Source organism: Lelliottia amnigena (assembly GCF_019047465.1).
Lineage (GTDB): Bacteria > Pseudomonadota > Gammaproteobacteria > Enterobacterales > Enterobacteriaceae > Enterobacter > Enterobacter amnigenus.
The window spans coordinates 1,428,081-1,445,452 of sequence record NZ_CP077236.1 but is presented as its reverse complement, the minus strand read 5'-3'; the positions used below and the strand labels follow the sequence as shown (position 1 = coordinate 1,445,452).

Genomic DNA, 17,372 nt, shown 5'->3' with positions numbered 1-17,372 from the left:
AAAAAAGGAGTTAGTCATGGTTAGATTAGAGAAGAACGATCCCTTGATGTTAGCGCGCCAGTTGCCCTTAAAAACGGTTGCGCTGATTCTTGCCGGTGGACGTGGTACCCGTCTAAAAGATTTGACCATCAAGCGTGCTAAGCCTGCCGTTCACTTTGGTGGTAAGTTCCGCATTATTGATTTTGCATTGTCGAACTGCCTTAACTCCGGTATTCGCCGTATCGGTGTCATCACTCAGTATCAGTCGCACACGCTGGTGCAGCACATCCAGCGCGGCTGGTCATTCTTCAGCGAAGAGATGAACGAGTTTGTCGATCTGCTTCCGGCCCAGCAGCGCGTTCACGGTGAAAACTGGTATCGCGGCACGGCGGATGCGGTCACGCAAAACCTCGACATCATTCGTCGCTACGGCGCGGAATACATCGTTATCCTTGCGGGTGACCATATTTATAAGCAGGACTACTCGCACATGCTGATCGACCACGTCGAAAAAGGGGCGCGTTGCACCGTCGCGTGTCTGCCGGTGCCCGTTGCTGAGGCGACGGCGTTTGGCGTGATGGACGTGGACGAAAACGATCTCATTATTGATTTCGTCGAAAAACCGGCGAATCCGCCGACCATGCCGTCAGACCCGACCAAATCGCTCGCCAGCATGGGTATCTATATCTTTGATGCAGAATACCTTTACGACCTGCTGGAAGAGGACGACAAAGACGAGAACTCCAGTCACGACTTTGGCAAAGACATCATCCCGAAAATTACCAAAGCTGGCATGGCTTATGCACATCCCTTCCCGTTGTCCTGTGTGCAGTCTGACCCAACAGCAGAACCGTACTGGCGCGACGTCGGCACGCTTGAAGCGTACTGGAAAGCGAACCTGGATTTAGCGTCTGTGACGCCTGAGCTGGATATGTATGACCAGAACTGGCCGATTCGCACGCATATGGAATCGCTCCCGCCCGCGAAATTCGTGCAGGACCGTTCCGGAAGCCACGGCATGACCCTGAACTCGCTGGTGTCGGGGGGCTGTATTATTTCCGGTTCAGTCGTTGTGCAATCAGTGCTGTTCCCGCGTGTGCGGATCAATTCCTTCTGCAATATTGATTCGTCAGTATTGCTGCCGGATGTGTGGATCGGGCGTTCGTGCCGATTGCGTCGCTGCGTCATTGACCGCGCCTGTATTATCCCGGAAGGCATGGTGATTGGCGAAAATGCGGAAGAAGACGCGCGTCGTTTCTACCGCTCAGAAGAGGGCATTGTACTGGTCACGCGTGAAATGCTGCGCAAACTGCAGATCAAACAGGAGCGATGATGCAGGTTTTACATGTCTGTTCAGAGATGTTCCCGCTGCTGAAAACGGGCGGGTTGGCGGATGTGCTCGGCGCATTACCAGCGGCACAAATTGCAGAGGGCATCGACACGCGCGTGTTGTTGCCCGCTTTCCCTGATATTCGTCGTGGCATTCCCGACGCGCAGGTGGTGAGCCGTCGCGACACGTTCGCCGGGCGCATCACCCTGCTGTTTGGACATTACAATGGCGTCGGTATTTACCTGATTGACGCGCCGCACCTTTACGATCGTCCAGGGAGTCCGTACCACGACACGAACTTATTCGCTTATACCGACAACGTGCTGCGTTTTGCGCTGCTCGGTTGGGTCGGGGCGGAAATGGCGACCGGTCTGGACCCGTTCTGGCGTCCGGATATTGTCCATGCGCACGACTGGCACGCCGGTCTTGCACCGGCTTACCTCGCGGCGCGTGGCCATCCGGCAAAGTCGGTCTTCACGGTGCACAACCTGGCGTATCAGGGCATGTATTATGCCCATCACATGAATGAAATCGATCTGCCATGGTCGTTCTATAACATGCACGGCCTGGAGTTTAACGGGCAGATTTCGTTCCTGAAGGCTGGACTGTATTACGCCGATCATATTACGGCGGTCAGCCCGACGTATGCCCGCGAAATCACCGAGCCGGAGTTTGGATATGGGATGGAAGGGTTGCTGCGTCAACGCCAGCGTGAAGGACGCCTGACGGGCATTCTGAACGGTGTGGACGAAAATATCTGGAACCCGGAAACCGATCTTTTGCTGGCATCGCGCTTTAACCGTGATTCGGTTGAAGACAAGGCCGAGAACAAACGGCAACTGCAAGTGGCGATGGGACTTAAAGTGAACGACAAAGTCCCGCTGTTTGCGGTGGTGAGCCGTCTCACTAGCCAGAAAGGGCTGGATTTGGTGCTCGAAGCACTCCCTGGATTGCTGGAGCAGGGCGGCCAACTGGCGCTTCTTGGCGCGGGCGATCCGGTATTGCAGGAAGGTTTCCTTGCTGCTGCCGCGGAACACCCGGGGCAAGTCGGTGTGCAGATTGGTTATCACGAAGCGTTCTCCCATCGCATTATGGGCGGTTCCGACGTGATCCTTGTGCCGAGCCGCTTTGAACCGTGTGGCTTAACGCAGCTCTACGGATTGAAATACGGCACGCTGCCGTTAGTACGACGCACGGGTGGGCTGGCGGATACGGTGTCCGACACCTCGCTTGAGAATCTGGCGGACGGCATCGCCACCGGATTTGCATTTGAAGACAGCAATGCCTGGTCGCTGCTACGGGCGATTCGGCGGGCATTTGTATTATGGTCGCGTCCCTCTTTGTGGCGTTTCGTGCAACGCCAGGCGATGGCGATGGATTTTAGTTGGCACGTTGCGGCGCAGTCCTACCGCGATCTTTATCAACGCTTGAAGTCGTAAGGCGGAGTTACTGATATGAATGCACCATTTAGTTATGCATCCCCGACGCTCAGCATCGAGGCATTAAAACATTCCATCGCCTACAAGCTGATGTTTACGATCGGGAAAGATCCCGTGATCGCCAACAAACACGAGTGGCTCAACGCCACGCTGTTTGCGGTGCGTGACCGTCTGGTGGAACGCTGGCTGCGCTCTAACCGCGCCCAGCTGTCACAGGAAACGCGTCAGGTGTATTACCTGTCGATGGAGTTTTTGATTGGTCGCACTCTTTCCAACGCGCTGTTATCGCTCGGTATTTATGACGATGTCAAAAACGCACTGGAAGAGATGGGGTTAGATTTAGAAGAGTTGATCGACGAAGAGAACGACCCCGGTTTAGGCAACGGCGGTTTGGGGCGTCTGGCGGCCTGTTTTCTTGACTCGCTGGCCACGCTGGCGCTGCCTGGGCGCGGGTACGGCATTCGCTACGATTACGGTATGTTCAAGCAAAATATCGTCGACGGGCGTCAGAAAGAGTCACCGGATTACTGGCTGGAATACGGCAACCCGTGGGAATTCAAACGCCACAACACGCGCTATAAAGTGCGGTTTGGCGGGCGTGTTCAGCTCGAAGGTAAAAAGAGCCGCTGGCTCGAAACCGAAGAGATCCTGGCGGTGGCCTACGACCAGATTATCCCTGGCTACGACACCGATGCGACCAACACATTGCGTCTGTGGAACGCGCAGGCCAGTAGCGAAATCAACCTCGGTAAATTCAACCAGGGCGATTACTTCGCGGCGGTGGAGGATAAAAACCACTCCGAAAACGTCTCGCGCGTGCTCTATCCGGATGATTCCACCTATTCCGGGCGCGAACTGCGGCTGCGTCAGGAGTATTTCCTGGTGTCGTCGACCATCCAGGATATTCTCAACCGCCACTATCAGTTGCACAAAACCTACGACAATCTGGCAGAAAAAACGGCGATTCACCTCAACGACACCCACCCGGTGCTGTCCATTCCAGAGCTGATGCGCCTGCTGATGGATGAGCATAAATTTAGCTGGGAAGAGGCATTTGAAGTCACCTGCCAGGTCTTCTCCTACACCAACCACACGTTGATGAGCGAAGCGCTGGAAAGCTGGCCTGTCGATATGCTCGGCAAAATCCTGCCGCGCCATCTGCAGATCATCTTTGAAATTAACGACTACTTCCTGAAAACGTTGCAGGAACAGTACCCCGAAGATACCGGCTTGCTGAGCCGCACGTCGATCATTGATGAATCCAACGGGCGTCGCGTGCGCATGGCGTGGCTGGCGGTGGTCGTCAGTCATAAAGTGAACGGGGTGTCTGAACTACACTCGAATCTGATGGTGCAATCGCTGTTTGCCGATTTCGCGAAAATCTTCCCGATGCGTTTCTGCAACGTGACGAACGGCGTCACGCCGCGCCGCTGGCTGGCGCTGGCGAACCAGCCGTTGTCGGAAGTGCTGGACGAAAATATTGGTCGCACGTGGCGAACCGATCTCAGCCAACTGAGCGAACTCGAACAGCACATGGATTTCCCGCTGGTGAACAAAGCGGTGCGTGATGCCAAGCTACTGAACAAAAAACGCTTAGCCGTTTACATGGCGCAGCATCTGAACGTGGTCGCGAACCCAAAAGCGCTGTTCGACGTGCAGATTAAACGTATCCACGAGTACAAACGTCAGCTGATGAACGTGCTGCATGTGATTACGCGCTACAACCGCATTAAGGCCGATCCGACGGCCGAATGGGTGCCGCGCGTGAATATTTTTGCCGGAAAAGCCGCCTCGGCGTACTACATGGCAAAACACATTATTCACCTCATCAATGATGTCGCAAAAGTGATCAACAACGATCCGCAGATTGGCGATAAACTGAAGGTTGTGTTTATTCCAAACTACAGCGTGAGTCTGGCACAGCTGATCATTCCGGCGGCGGATCTCTCCGAACAGATTTCGCTGGCGGGTACGGAAGCGTCCGGAACCAGTAACATGAAGTTTGCACTGAACGGGGCGTTGACGATCGGCACGCTGGATGGTGCAAACGTGGAGATGCTGGAGCACGTTGGAGCGGATAACATCTTTATCTTTGGTAACACGGCGGAAGAAGTGGAAGAACTGCGTAAGCAGGGCTATAAACCGCGTGATTACTACGAGCAGGATGAAGAGCTGCGCGAAGTGCTAACGCAAATCGCCACCGGCGTGTTCAGCCCCGAAGAGCCTGGTCGCTACCGTGACCTGGTCGATTCGCTGATTAACTTTGGCGATCATTATCAGGTGCTGGCGGATTTCCGCAGCTACGTGGACTGTCAAGAAAAGGTGGACGAGCTTTATCGCCATCAAGAGGAGTGGGCCGCCAAAGCGATGCACAACATCGCCAATATGGGTTATTTCTCATCGGACAGAACCATCAAAGAGTATGCCGAGAAGATCTGGCATATTGATCCGGTGAGGTTATAAACCGCTTACCCTCTTCCCTTAGGGGAGAGGGGCTGCTCAGCGCTGTTTTATAGGGCTGGCACACCGCACAGAAGTAAAAGCAAAAAGGCAACGTAAGTTGCCTTTTTTAATGTTTTCTCCCGCTCCACTATGAAAGCCAGTAGGAGAAGATCTGGGTCTGCGCCTTCCCCAGTGGGCGATTTCAGCTTTGCTCCAGCTCCCGGGGGGAAGGCGATCTCAGCTTTGCTTCTGCTCCCAGTGGGAAAGCGATCTCAGTATTGCTCCCTCTCCCTGTGGGAGAGGGTTGGGGTGAGGGCATCAGACCGCACCGACTCAGGACGCTAACGACAGCTCACCCTTTCCCGCATTTTGCGCCAGCCATTGCGCTACGCGAGACTGCTGCTCGGCATCAAGCCACATCCCTTCTTTGGTACGACGCCAGATTGCATCGTCCAGGCGACGCACCCATTCGTGTTCAACCAGATAACGCAACTCTGCTTCATAAAGCTCATGCCCAAAATGCTCGCCCAGATCGGCAATACTTTGCGCTTCACCGAGGATCAGCTCGGTATTGCTGCCATAGGTGCGTGCGAAGTGGCGGGCCATCGATTCGGTAATGAACGGATAGCGGCGGCGCAGTTTTGCGGCGTAATCATCGCGGTTGCTGCCGATGTCTCCGCCAGGCAGCGTTGCGCCTTTCGTCCAGGCCGGACCGATATTTTTGTAGTACGGCGTCAGTTTTTCCAGCGCATGTTCAGCCAGCTTACGGTAGGTCGTCAGTTTACCGCCAAATACCGACAGCAGCGGTGCCTGGCCATCCACGTCGTGAATATCCAGCGTGTAGTCACGGGTGATTGCCTGCGGTGAATCTGACTCATCATCGCACAGCGGACGCACGCCAGAGTAAGTCCAGACCACGTCATCACGCCCCAGCTGTTTCTTGAAGTGCGCGTTGTACACCTTCAGCAAATAGCCAATTTCATTCTCGTCGATCTCGACGTTTTTCGGATCGCCGTTGTACTCCACGTCAGTGGTACCAATGATAGAGAAATCATCCATCCACGGAATAACAAACACGATGCGCTTATCTTCGTTTTGCAGGATGTAAGCCTGTTTCTGGGTATGCGCACGTGGAACGACGATGTGGCTGCCTTTGATCAGGCGAATACCGTATGGGGAGGGCAGATGCATACCGTCGTCGAAGAACTGTTTCACCCACGGGCCGGTGGCGTTGACCAGACCGCGCGCCTGCCAGCTGAATTTCTCGCCGGTATCAATATCTTCGGCATCGACAATCCACAGGCCGTTTTCACGGCGAGCGGCGGTCGCACGGGTGCGGGTTTTCACTTCACCCTCTTTCTTCACCACCATCTGCGCATTCGCGAGTACGAGGCGGGCATCGTCCACCCAACAGTCGGAATATTCGAAACCGCGCACGATTTCCGGTTTCAGCACCGAATCTGCGCCAAAACGCAAACCGGTAGAGGCGGGAAGACTGGTGCGTTTACCCAGATGATCGTACATAAACAGACCGATACGAATCATCCACGCGGGGCGCAAATGCGGGCGATGAGGCAGGCGGAAACGCATCGGAATCGCCAGATGCGGAGCCATTTTAAGTAAAACTTCACGCTCGGCCAGCGCTTCGCTGACCAGACGGAATTCGTAGTGTTCCAGGTAGCGCAGGCCGCCGTGGATCAGTTTGGAGCTGGCGGACGATGTCGCACAGGCGAGATCGTTGGCTTCCAGCATCAATACAGATAAACCGCGTCCTGCGGCATCTGCCGCGATGCCGGCACCGTTGATGCCGCCGCCTATCACAATCAGATCTTTGGTTTCCATGTCACCCTCATGCACTTTCGTTAAAGCTCATAAATGTTCGATATCGCTCATAATAGCAAAGGAACGCGTTTTTGGTAACATCAAAAAAACAATTTTGAGTGATAGAGATAACATAATGGCGTTTAGCCGCCGCCAGGACGTACACTACGCGGTAAAATAGTGCGGTCTGATGCCCTCACCCCAGCCCTCTCCCACGGAGATAGCGGGCAGATTTCCTCTACCCGGGTGTATTTTTCTCCCTGGAGGAGAGGGTAACGTCGCACCAACCTGAATAATGAAAAGAGAAAACCATGGATCAATTTGAATGCATTAACGTTGAAGAAGCCCATCAGAAAATGCATCAGGGAAAGGCGGTGTTGGTGGATATCCGCGATCCGCAAAGCTACGCGATGGGACATACGCCGGGTGCGTTCCACCTGACGAACGACACCCTGGGCGCGTTTATGCGCGATAACGATTTTGAAACGCCAGTGATGGTGATGTGTTATCACGGCAACAGCAGCAAAGGCGCAGCACAGTATCTGCTCCAGCAGGGATACGACGCGGTCTACAGTGTTGATGGTGGCTTTGACGCCTGGCATCGCCATTTCCCGGCGGAAGTTGAGCACGCGTTTGGGGGCTAAAACCTCTATACTGTCCCCCTTTGTGTGGAACTAAGCGACTGCCGCCCATGTTGATGATTACCTCTTTTACCAATCCGCGCGTCGCTCAGGCGTTTGTCGATTACATGGCGACGCAGGGCGTCGTTCTGACGATCCAGCAGCATACGCAAACTGACGTCTGGCTGGCGGATGAAAGCCAGGCTGAGCGCGTGAATGCTGAGCTGGCGCGTTTCCTTGAGAATCCCGCCGACCCGCGTTATCTGGCTGCGAGCTGGACCACCGGCCATATGGACAGCGGATTGCATTATCAGCGCTTCCCTTTCTTTGCCACCGTGCGCGAACGCGCAGGGCCGTTTACGCTGCTGCTGATGGCGGCCTGCATTCTGGTGTTTATCATCATGAACGTGGTCGGTGACCAACCTGTGATGATCGCCCTGGCGTGGCCGTACGGTCCAGCAGTGCAATACGACGTCTGGCGCTACTTTACTCACGCGCTGATGCATTTCTCGGTTCTGCATATTCTCTTTAACCTGCTGTGGTGGTGGTATCTCGGCGGCGCAGTTGAGAAACGACTCGGCAGCGGCAAGCTGATTGTGATCACCCTTATCAGCGCCTTGCTCAGTGGCTATGTGCAGCATAAGTTTAGCGGCCCGTGGTTTGGCGGTTTGTCGGGCGTGGTGTACGCCTTGATGGGATATGCCTGGCTTCGCGGTGAGCGTGACCCGGAAAGTGGCATTTATATGCAGCGCGGTTTGATAACCTTTGCATTAATATGGCTAATTGCCGGATGGTTTGATCTGTTTGGTATGTCTATCGCGAACGGGGCGCATGTCACCGGGCTGGCCGTTGGGCTGGCGATGGCCTTCGCTGATACGCTGAATGCGCGAAAACGAACATAATTCCAGGGATATTTCATGAAACAGACACAGCGACATGACGCCATAATCGAACTGGTTAAAAAACAGGGATACGTCAGCACCGAAGAGTTGGTTGAGCAATTTGCCGTTAGCCCGCAGACCATCCGCCGTGATTTGAACGATCTGGCCGACCAGAACCGAATTTTGCGCCATCACGGCGGTGCGGCTTTGCCCTCCAGCTCGGTGAACACGTCATGGCACGACCGTAAAGCGACGCAAACGGCCGAGAAAGAGCGCATTGCCCATAAAGTGGCAAGCCAAATTCCTAACGGCGCGACGCTGTTTATCGATATCGGGACCACGCCAGAAGCGGTGGCGCATGCGCTGCTCAACCATGAAAATCTGCGCATCGTGACGAACAACCTGAACGTGGCCAATACGCTGATGCAGAAAGAAGATTTCCGCATCATTCTGGCAGGTGGCGAATTGCGTAGCCGCGACGGTGGAATTATCGGTGAGGCGACGCTCGACTTTATCTCTCAGTTCCGCCTCGATTTCGGCATTCTGGGGATCAGCGGCATCGACAGCGACGGTTCGTTGCTGGAGTTTGATTATCACGAAGTCCGCACCAAACGCGCGATTATCGACAATTCCCGCCACGTTATGCTGGTGGTGGATCACTCCAAGTTTGGGCGTAATGCGATGGTGAACATGGGCAGCATCAGCATGGTGAATGCGGTATATACCGATGTGATGCCGCCAGCGGGCGTGTTGCAGGTGATTAAAGATAACAACGTGCAATTAGAGCTGTGCTGAAGTCAAAGCAAAACGGCAACCTGAGGTTGCCGTTTTTGGTTTTGCTCCCGAGTCTCTTGGGTGAGGGACGGGCGCATCAGGCACAGCACCCGAAAAACAGAACGGCACCGAAACTGCCTTTTTGATGTTTGCTCCCTCTACCAGTGGATGAGGGCATCAGGCATCATTACCCTCGCAGACCGCAGACCGCAGACCGCAGACCGCAGACCGCAGACCGCAGACCGCAGACCGCAGACCGCAGACCGCAGACCCTAAACTCCATACCCCATCATTTTAAGCAGCTGTTGCGCATGCTGCACGGCATCCTGCCGATGCGCCACGCCCAGTTTCTGATATAAGTTGCGAATGTGCGTTTTGATGGTGGTCGCCGCGACGGCCAGTTCACCCGCAATTTGCTCATTGCTGTAGCCAGAATAAATCAGCCCCAGGACCTGCCATTCACGCTGCGTCAGCGGGCTGGTGCGGATCAGTTCCGGCACTTCCGGGTGCGTCAGCAGGCGTTCGACAAAGTTCTCATCAAAGTGCGCGAATTTATGTCGATGATGCTGATTTATCTCACGCAAAATACGCTGGGCGCGGTGCTGGTCCAACTCCGGCAACGTATTGAGCTGAATCAGCTGGCGCAGCTGCTGCGCCATGACTTCGCCTTCAATCACAAAGTGGCTGATAAAACCGGTACGATTTGCTAATTGCAGCGCCTCCAGCAGCACACGCTGGGCATCATTTTTACGCCCTGCCTGCCAGTAAAGCTGATTGAGCAGCAGCAGGTTGCGGTTGAGATCGCTCATCAGACGCAGGCTGCGGGCATTTTCATTCAACTCTTCCAGCACGATTTCTGCGGGTTCAAAGTCTCCCAGCAGGATCTGCACACGGGCAATATTGCGCCACTGGCTTTGCAGGAAGTGGTTGTTGGCAAACTCGGGTTTTGGCGTTTGTCGCAGCCAGTTGGCGGCTGATTTTTTATCGCCGATCATTTGCCAGTAAATCACCCGCACTTTATCGGCGTTAGACACCCAGTCGCTATGGTACTGACCGTTGCCGAGCAAGTTTTCCAGACGATTAAGATGGTTGCGGGCGTTATCCAGATCGCCACGTGCCAGCGAACACTGCACCAGCAGCGCCAGGCATTGCAGCTGCTGCTGTGGTTGAAACGCGGAAAGCACTTCGACACCGTGACGGGCGGAGCTTTCGGCCTCATCCAGACGCGACCACGCCCACAAAAGCTGAGCGCGAATGCGTAACAAGAACTCATGCATCGGCAGCTGTTCCAGGTGCTGATCGTGAATCAGCTGGAACGCTTTTTCCTGCGTCTCCCAGGCCGCTTGCAGGAACCCTTGCGCGAATAAAATTTCGCTTTGCTGGATCATGCTCCACAAAGCGTAATGCCAGATATCGTGGCGGCGAGCCATCTGTTCCGTTTGCTGCATCAGCGCCAGGGAACGGCTGAGATCGCCTTTACAGTGAAGCACTTCGCCGTGTACCGACGTGGCGACAATTCGGCTGTAGAAGTTGGCCAGCGGCAGTTCATCCAGGGCGATCATCGAAAGGCGTTCGGCCTCTTCCGGATCGCCATCGTTAATCGCGACCTGCGCACGCAAGGCGTTAAATTCGCCGTGCAGCGTGGGATCCATTTCACCCTTCATCTCTTGTTCGGCGCGCGCCAGCAGCAGGTTCACTTCGCTGTAGCGGTGCTGGCTTTGCATCAGCCAGGCCTGCAGAAGCACCAGACGCGGATTTTCCAGCAGGCTTTCCCACGGCAACGCGCGCAACGACTCTTCGAGCAGCGTCAGTTCGCTATGGTTAAACAAGCCCCATGCGTGGTTGAGTAAAATATCGCGCAGCATATTCGCGTCGCCCGCGGCCAGCGCATGATGAATGGCTTCGCTCGGGAAGCCCTGCGCCATCCAGCTTTCTGCGGCTGCGCGGTGAACTTCTGGTAATTCTGTGGCCAGTTCCCACTGGCAGCGCTGACGCAGGAAGCTGCCAAAAAGCGGGTGAAAGCTGAACCATTCGCCAGAGTCATCCATGCGTTGCAGGAACAGGCCCTGACGTTCAATTTCTTCGAGGCGCATTTGCCCGTTGTCTTCGCCGGTAACACGCACAATGAGCGCATCGTTCATCGAACGCAGCAGCGAGCTTTTCAGCAAGAACTGACGAGTGACGGGATCGACGCTGTCCAGAACTTCATCGACCAGATAATCGGATAAATGGCTGGCGTTAATGCCTGACAGGCGACGCGCTGATTGATGCGTCGGGCTGTTATTTTGTCGCGCAGAGAGGGCGATCAGCTGTAATGCGGTGGCCCAGCCCGCGACGTCATCGCACAGGCGGCTGCTTTCTGCGGCTTCAATGGGCGAGCTGAGACGGCAGTCAAAAAACTGTTTGGCTTCCTGATGGTTAAAAGAAAGCTGTTGGCTGCCGACTTCCAGCAGCTGATCGCGTACGCGCAGGTTAGCGATACCCAACTGCGGCAAGTTACGTGACAGCACGACCAGCGTCAGGTTTTCCGGCTGATGGCGCAGGAAGAAGCGCATGGATTCATGGATGACCGGGTTGGTGATCAGATGATAATCATCAATCACCAGATAAAGCGGGCGATGCCATTCGGCAAGTTCGATAAAGAGCTGAGCGAAAAGCGACGAGAGACTTGCGTACTGGCGCTTTTGCACCATGATTTCGCTGGTGACGCAGTGCCCGTTTGTGGCCTGCTGAATGGCAGCAATCAAATAGCTGGCGAAACGTTCTGTTTGGTTATCCCCTTCATCAAGAGAGTACCAACCTAAATCGCTTTTGCCGGAGGCCCACTGAGAAATGAGCGTCGTTTTTCCATAGCCTGCAGGGCTCGTTACCAGCGCCAGTCGGAAATTATTCGCGCCGGAAAGTTTCGCCAACAGACGTTCGCGGACCACAGTATGGTCAAGACGAACCGGGCGACTTAATTTGGACGGAATCAACATAAGTTTTCACTTCACTGTGGGGGAAACGAGGAAATCGATTTTTTTTGCGCTTCGTAATTAATAGATATAAGGTCGGCCAGAAAGAGAACTATTGCAAGTTATGTCCGTGTTTTCTGTGCCTTAATTTGCACTCTGTCACAAATTTATTTTGATCGGGGTGGGAACTTTTCGATATGCCCTATAAACCGCGTGGATGCTGGCTTGTATGCATTTAGTGCGGTTAAACTGAAATCGGTTTCAGTCAGCCTGATATTGCGCAAAGGAATAAATATTCTGTGTGACGGCGTCGATAAAATAACGTGCCTGAATAATTACAAAAGTCATAAATATTATTTCACGTAAACATTTATTTCTGGGTCAATTAATTTCGACCGAAACTGCATTTCATTTTTTTGACACTCTTCCGATTTATCCTGACGCCGAATGGGCACACTCGTTCTATGCTCAAGAGTGGCCTTGATCACACTTTAGCGCTCATCCCTGCTACTCCTCCCTGTCTAATCCCCGTCAGGAGGAGGAAGAGAAAACATGAGCCAGGCACACTAGCGCCAATATCGTTACTTTATCTACAGGATGCCGATTCCCTATGTCACAGCCTACCTTCAATAAAGATCACTTTCAGGCAGCCCTGACGCGTCAGTGGCAGCGTTTTGGTTTGCACGCGGCAGAAGACATGACGTCTCATCAGTGGTGGCAGGCAGTGAGCGGTGCGCTGGCTGAATTGCTCAGCGCGCAGCCCGTGGCGAAGCCAGTGAAAAACCAGCGTCACGTTAACTACATCTCCATGGAGTTCCTGATTGGTCGTCTGACCGGGAATAACCTGCTCAATCTTGGCTGGTATCAGGAGGTGAGCGAAGTGCTCAACGAGCACAATATCCATCTGACTGATTTGTTGGAAGAAGAGACCGATCCGGGGCTGGGTAACGGTGGGCTAGGACGTCTGGCGGCGTGTTTCCTGGATTCCATGGCGACCGTGGGACAATCCGCGACGGGCTATGGTCTGAACTATCAATACGGTCTGTTCCGCCAGTCTTTTGCGGATGGCCATCAGAGTGAAGCGCCGGACGACTGGCATCGCGGCACCTATCCGTGGTTCCGCCATAATGCGCAGCTCGACGTGCAGGTGGGGATCGGCGGGAAAGTGTCGAAGCAGGGTCAGTGGGTGCCGGATTTTGTCATTACCGGCGAAGCCTGGGATCTGCCGGTGCTGGGCTACCGCAATGGCGTCGCACAGCCGCTGCGTCTGTGGCAGGCGAAGCACGCGCATCCGTTTAACCTGACCAAATTTAACGACGGCGATTTCCTGCGCGCTGAACAGCAGGGTATCGACGCTGAAAAACTGACCAAAGTGCTCTACCCGAACGACAACCATCTGGCCGGCAAAAAGCTGCGTCTGATGCAGCAGTATTTCCAGTGCGCCTGCTCCGTGGCCGACATTTTGCGTCGCCATCATCTGGAAGGGCGCAAGCTGGCGGAACTGCCGGATTACGAAGTGATTCAGTTGAACGACACGCACCCGACAATTGCGATTCCTGAGCTGCTGCGCGTGCTGATCGATGAGCACCAGCTGAGCTGGGACGCGGCCTGGGCGATCACCAGCCGTACCTTCGCGTATACCAACCACACTCTGATGCCAGAGGCGCTGGAGTGTTGGGATGAGAAGCTGGTGAAGGCGCTGCTGCCGCGCCATATGCAAATCATCAATCAGATCAACGACCAGTTTAAAGTACTGGTGAAGAAAACCTGGCCGGGCGACAAAGACGTCTGGGCGAAGCTGGCCGTGGTGCATGACAAACAGGTCCGCATGGCGAATATGTGCGTGGTCAGCGGTTTTGCGGTGAACGGTGTGGCGGCGCTGCACTCGGATCTGGTGGTCAAAGATCTGTTCCCGGAATATCACCAACTGTGGCCAAACAAATTCCATAATGTGACTAACGGCATCACGCCGCGTCGCTGGATCAAACAGTGCAACCCGGCGCTCGCCGCACTGCTGGATAAAACGCTGAAAAAAGAGTGGGCCAACGATCTCGACCAGCTCATCAACCTGGAAAAGCAGGCCGATGACGCGAAATTCCGTGCCAAATACCGCGCGATTAAGCTGGATAACAAAGTGCGTCTGGCGGAGTTTGTGAAAGTACGCACGGGCGTTGAAATCAATCCCCATGCCATTTTTGATATCCAGATTAAGCGTCTGCATGAATACAAACGTCAGCACCTGAATCTGCTGCACATTCTGGCGCTGTACAAAGAGATTCGTGAGAACCCGAGCGCCGATCGCGTGCCGCGCGTGTTCCTGTTTGGCGCAAAAGCCGCACCGGGTTACTACCTGGCGAAAAACATCATCCTCGCCATTAATAAAGTGGCGGAAGCGGTAAACAACGATCCTGCCGTGGGCGATAAGCTCAAAGTGGTGTTCCTGCCGGATTATTGCGTCTCCGCTGCTGAGTTGCTGATTCCGGCGGCGGATGTCTCGGAGCAGATCTCTACAGCGGGTAAAGAAGCGTCCGGTACAGGCAATATGAAGCTGGCGCTGAATGGGGCATTAACCGTGGGCACGCTGGACGGTGCAAACGTCGAAATTGCCGAGCAGGTTGGCGAAGAAAATATCTTTATCTTCGGCCATACCGTAGAGCAGGTGAAAGCGCTCAAAGCCAAAGGCTACGATCCGCTGAAATGGCGCAAAAAAGACAAAGTGCTGGATGCCGTGCTCAAAGAACTGGAAAGCGGCAAATACAGCGATGGCGATAAGCATGCGTTTGACCAGATGCTGCACAGCATCGGCAAACAGGGCGGTGACCCGTATCTGGTGATGGCTGACTTTACCGCTTACGTTGACGCGCAAAAGCAGGTAGATGTGCTGTATCGCGACCAGGACGCCTGGACCCGCGCGTGCATTCTGAACACCGCGCGCTGCGGGATGTTCAGCTCTGACCGCTCAATCCGTGATTATCAGGCCCGTATCTGGCAGGCAAAACGCTAAGGAAGCGCGATGGATAGCAAACGTCTGGATAATGCCGCGCTGGCGGCGGGGATCAGCCCCAGTTATATCAATGCTCACGGCAAACCGCAGTCAATTGGCGCTGAAACCAAAAGACGTTTGCTGGATGCCATGCACAAGGCACAACCCGTCGCGAAAGCGGCGGTAAGCCCGGTTCCTGTCGTTAAGGTGTATACCCACGGCAAAAAAATGCCGTTACCGATTGACGGAAAAGGGGAATTTAGCTGGGAACTGACCACCGAAGAGGGTCAGCAGCATAGCGGTCACGCCACGGGGGGGAAAACGCTGACCCTTCCGGCAAAGCTGCCAGAGGGCTACCACACCCTGACGCTCACGCAGAACAGCCAGCGCTTCGCGTGTCGGGTGATCGTCGCACCGAAACGCTGCTTTGAACCACAGCCATTGCTCGAAGGTAAAAAGCTGTGGGGCGCTTGCGTGCAGCTTTATACCCTGCGTTCAGACGATAACTGGGGCATCGGCGATTTTGGCGATCTGAAAAAGATGCTGGGGGAAGTGGGTAAACGCGGCGGCGCGTTTATCGGCCTGAACCCGATTCACGCGCTTTATCCGGCGAACCCGGAAAGCGCCAGCCCGTACAGCCCGTCGTCCCGCCGCTGGATGAACGTGATTTATATCGACGTTAACGCGCTGGATGATTTCAAAAAGAGCAAAGACGCGCAGGCGTGGTGGAAACTCAGCACCACGCAACAGATGCTGAAGCACGCGCGTGAGGCAGATTGGGTCGATTATTCAACCGTCACGTCGCTCAAAATGGCGGCGCTGCGTCTGGCGTGGAAAGGCTTCTCAGCGCGCGATGACGAGCAGATGACGGCATTTCGTCAGTTTATCGCGCAGGAAGGCGAAAGCCTATACTGGCAGGCGGCGTTTGACGCGCTACATGCCTATCAGGTGAAAGAGGACGAAATGCGCTGGGGCTGGCCAGTGTGGCCAGAGGCGTATCAGTCCGTTGATTCCCCGGAAGTGAAAGCATTCTGTAAAAAACATGCGGATGAGGTGGACTTCTTCCTGTGGCTGCAATGGCTGGCGTACAGCCAGTTTGCGGCCTGCTGGCAGCAAAGTCAGGGCGATAACATGCCGATTGGTCTGTATCGCGATCTGGCCGTTGGCGTGGCGGAAGGCGGGGCGGAAACCTGGTGTGACCGCGAGCTGTACTGCCTGAAAGCGTCGGTCGGCGCGCCGCCGGATATTCTGGGGCCGCTCGGGCAAAACTGGGGTTTGCCACCGATGGATCCGCATGTGATGGTCGCGCGTGCTTACGCACCGTTTATCGATCTGCTGCGCGCCAACATGCAAAACTGTGGGGCATTGCGTATCGACCATGTGATGTCGGTGCTGCGTTTGTGGTGGATTCCGTACGGCGAAACGGCCGATCATGGCGCGTATGTGCACTATCCGGTGGATGACTTGCTGTCCATCCTCGCCCTCGAAAGCAAGCGTCACCACTGCATGGTGATAGGCGAAGATCTTGGCACCGTGCCGGTTGAAATCGTTAGCAAATTACGCGACAGTGGCGTCTATTCCTACAAAGTTCTGTATTTCGAGAGTGACCATGAGAAGACGTTCCGTTCGCCGAAAGCGTACCCTGAACAATCAATGGCTGTCGCGACAACGCATGATCTTCCTACGCTGCGAGGCTATTGGGAAAGCGGTGATCTCACGCTCGGCAAAACGCTAGGCTTGTATCCTGACGACGTGGTGCTGCGCGGTTTGTATCAGGATCGCGAACTGGCAAAACAGGGTCTGCTGGATGCGTTACGTAAGCATGGCTGTTTGCCAAAACGTACCGGACACAAAGCTTCGTTGATGTCGATGACCGCGACGTTAAATCGTGGAATGCAGCGTTACATCGCCGACAGTAACAGCGCGTTGCTTGGGCTACAGCCGGAAGACTGGCTGGGCATGGCGGAGCCGGTGAACATTCCGGGCACCAGTTATCAGTACAAAAACTGGCGGCGCAAACTCTCCACAACGCTTGAAAAGATGTTTGCCGATGAAGGGGTGAACAAGCTGATTAAAGATTTGGATAAACGTCGTAAGGCCGTCGTGAAGAAAAGATAAAACGAAGAACATATGAAACAAAGAACCCGCC

At 54.7% G+C, this 17,372-nt stretch carries 10 protein-coding genes; 8 read left to right on the top strand and 2 right to left on the bottom strand.

The features are described from left to right. Positions 1 to 16 precede the first annotated feature (16 nt). The 3 genes from glgC to glgP are packed head-to-tail and all read left to right on the top strand — an operon-like array spanning position 17 to position 5,211. Positions 17 to 1,312, top strand: coding sequence for a glucose-1-phosphate adenylyltransferase (glgC, locus tag I6L74_RS06890; RefSeq protein WP_059180309.1), 1,296 nt, complete (start codon positions 17 to 19; stop codon positions 1,310 to 1,312). Continuing rightward, positions 1,312 to 2,748, top strand: a complete 1,437-nt coding sequence (glgA, locus tag I6L74_RS06885) for a glycogen synthase GlgA (RefSeq protein ID WP_059180308.1) — start codon at positions 1,312 to 1,314, stop codon at positions 2,746 to 2,748. The genes glgC and glgA overlap by 1 nt, the downstream gene beginning before the upstream one ends. A 15-nt stretch (positions 2,749 to 2,763) precedes the next feature. Next, positions 2,764 to 5,211 (top strand): glycogen phosphorylase, encoded by a 2,448-nt coding sequence (gene glgP / locus I6L74_RS06880; protein WP_059180307.1) that lies wholly within the window; start codon positions 2,764 to 2,766, stop codon positions 5,209 to 5,211. 312 nt (positions 5,212 to 5,523) lie between these two features. Here the strand turns inward: glgP and glpD are convergent, their stop codons facing one another. Then, the gene (glpD, locus tag I6L74_RS06875) at positions 5,524 to 7,032 is read right to left on the bottom strand and encodes a glycerol-3-phosphate dehydrogenase (RefSeq protein WP_059180306.1); all 1,509 of its coding nucleotides are present in this window, start codon (positions 7,030 to 7,032) and stop codon (positions 5,524 to 5,526) included. Between the two features lie 290 nt (positions 7,033 to 7,322). On the opposite strand from glpD, the gene glpE reads away from it, so the two are divergent. The 3 genes from glpE to I6L74_RS06860 are packed head-to-tail and all read left to right on the top strand — an operon-like array spanning position 7,323 to position 9,307. Next, positions 7,323 to 7,655 (top strand): thiosulfate sulfurtransferase GlpE, encoded by a 333-nt coding sequence (glpE, locus tag I6L74_RS06870; protein ID WP_059180305.1) that lies wholly within the window; start codon positions 7,323 to 7,325, stop codon positions 7,653 to 7,655. Positions 7,656 to 7,702: 47 nt separating this feature from the next. Continuing rightward, positions 7,703 to 8,533 (top strand): rhomboid family intramembrane serine protease GlpG, encoded by an 831-nt coding sequence (gene glpG, locus I6L74_RS06865; RefSeq protein ID WP_059180304.1) that lies wholly within the window; start codon positions 7,703 to 7,705, stop codon positions 8,531 to 8,533. 15 nt (positions 8,534 to 8,548) lie between these two features. Continuing rightward, positions 8,549 to 9,307, top strand: a complete 759-nt coding sequence (locus I6L74_RS06860; RefSeq protein WP_059180303.1) for a DeoR/GlpR family transcriptional regulator — start codon at positions 8,549 to 8,551, stop codon at positions 9,305 to 9,307. Between the two features lie 251 nt (positions 9,308 to 9,558). Here I6L74_RS06860 and malT read toward each other — a convergent pair whose 3' ends face one another. Beyond that, positions 9,559 to 12,264, bottom strand: coding sequence for an HTH-type transcriptional regulator MalT (malT, locus tag I6L74_RS06855; RefSeq protein WP_059180302.1), 2,706 nt, complete (start codon positions 12,262 to 12,264; stop codon positions 9,559 to 9,561). A 586-nt stretch (positions 12,265 to 12,850) separates the two neighbouring features. On the opposite strand from malT, the gene malP reads away from it, so the two are divergent. Both malP and malQ read left to right on the top strand, forming a co-directional pair. Continuing rightward, positions 12,851 to 15,244 carry a maltodextrin phosphorylase gene (gene malP / locus I6L74_RS06850; RefSeq protein ID WP_059180301.1) on the top strand — a complete coding sequence of 798 codons (2,394 nt, stop codon included), beginning with the start codon at positions 12,851 to 12,853 and terminating at the stop codon, positions 15,242 to 15,244. A 9-nt stretch (positions 15,245 to 15,253) separates the two neighbouring features. After that, positions 15,254 to 17,341: a 4-alpha-glucanotransferase gene (gene malQ, locus I6L74_RS06845; protein ID WP_059180300.1), complete on the top strand. Its 2,088-nt coding sequence runs from the start codon at positions 15,254 to 15,256 to the stop codon at positions 17,339 to 17,341. Positions 17,342 to 17,372: the final 31 nt, after the last annotated feature.

Excerpts from the sequence above, each read along its gene's own strand:
- glgC (WP_059180309.1), top strand. The coding sequence starts at position 17 with ATGGTTAGATTAGAGAAGAACGATCCCTTGATGTTAGCGCGCCAGTTG.
- glgA (WP_059180308.1), top strand. The coding sequence starts at position 1,312 with ATGCAGGTTTTACATGTCTGTTCAGAGATGTTCCCGCTGCTGAAAACG.
- glgP (WP_059180307.1), top strand. The coding sequence starts at position 2,764 with ATGAATGCACCATTTAGTTATGCATCCCCGACGCTCAGCATCGAGGCA.
- glpD (WP_059180306.1), bottom strand. The coding sequence starts at position 7,032 with ATGGAAACCAAAGATCTGATTGTGATAGGCGGCGGCATCAACGGTGCC.
- glpE (WP_059180305.1), top strand. The coding sequence starts at position 7,323 with ATGGATCAATTTGAATGCATTAACGTTGAAGAAGCCCATCAGAAAATG.
- glpG (WP_059180304.1), top strand. The coding sequence starts at position 7,703 with ATGTTGATGATTACCTCTTTTACCAATCCGCGCGTCGCTCAGGCGTTT.
- I6L74_RS06860 (WP_059180303.1), top strand. The coding sequence starts at position 8,549 with ATGAAACAGACACAGCGACATGACGCCATAATCGAACTGGTTAAAAAA.
- malT (WP_059180302.1), bottom strand. The coding sequence starts at position 12,264 with ATGTTGATTCCGTCCAAATTAAGTCGCCCGGTTCGTCTTGACCATACT.
- malP (WP_059180301.1), top strand. The coding sequence starts at position 12,851 with ATGTCACAGCCTACCTTCAATAAAGATCACTTTCAGGCAGCCCTGACG.
- malQ (WP_059180300.1), top strand. The coding sequence starts at position 15,254 with ATGGATAGCAAACGTCTGGATAATGCCGCGCTGGCGGCGGGGATCAGC.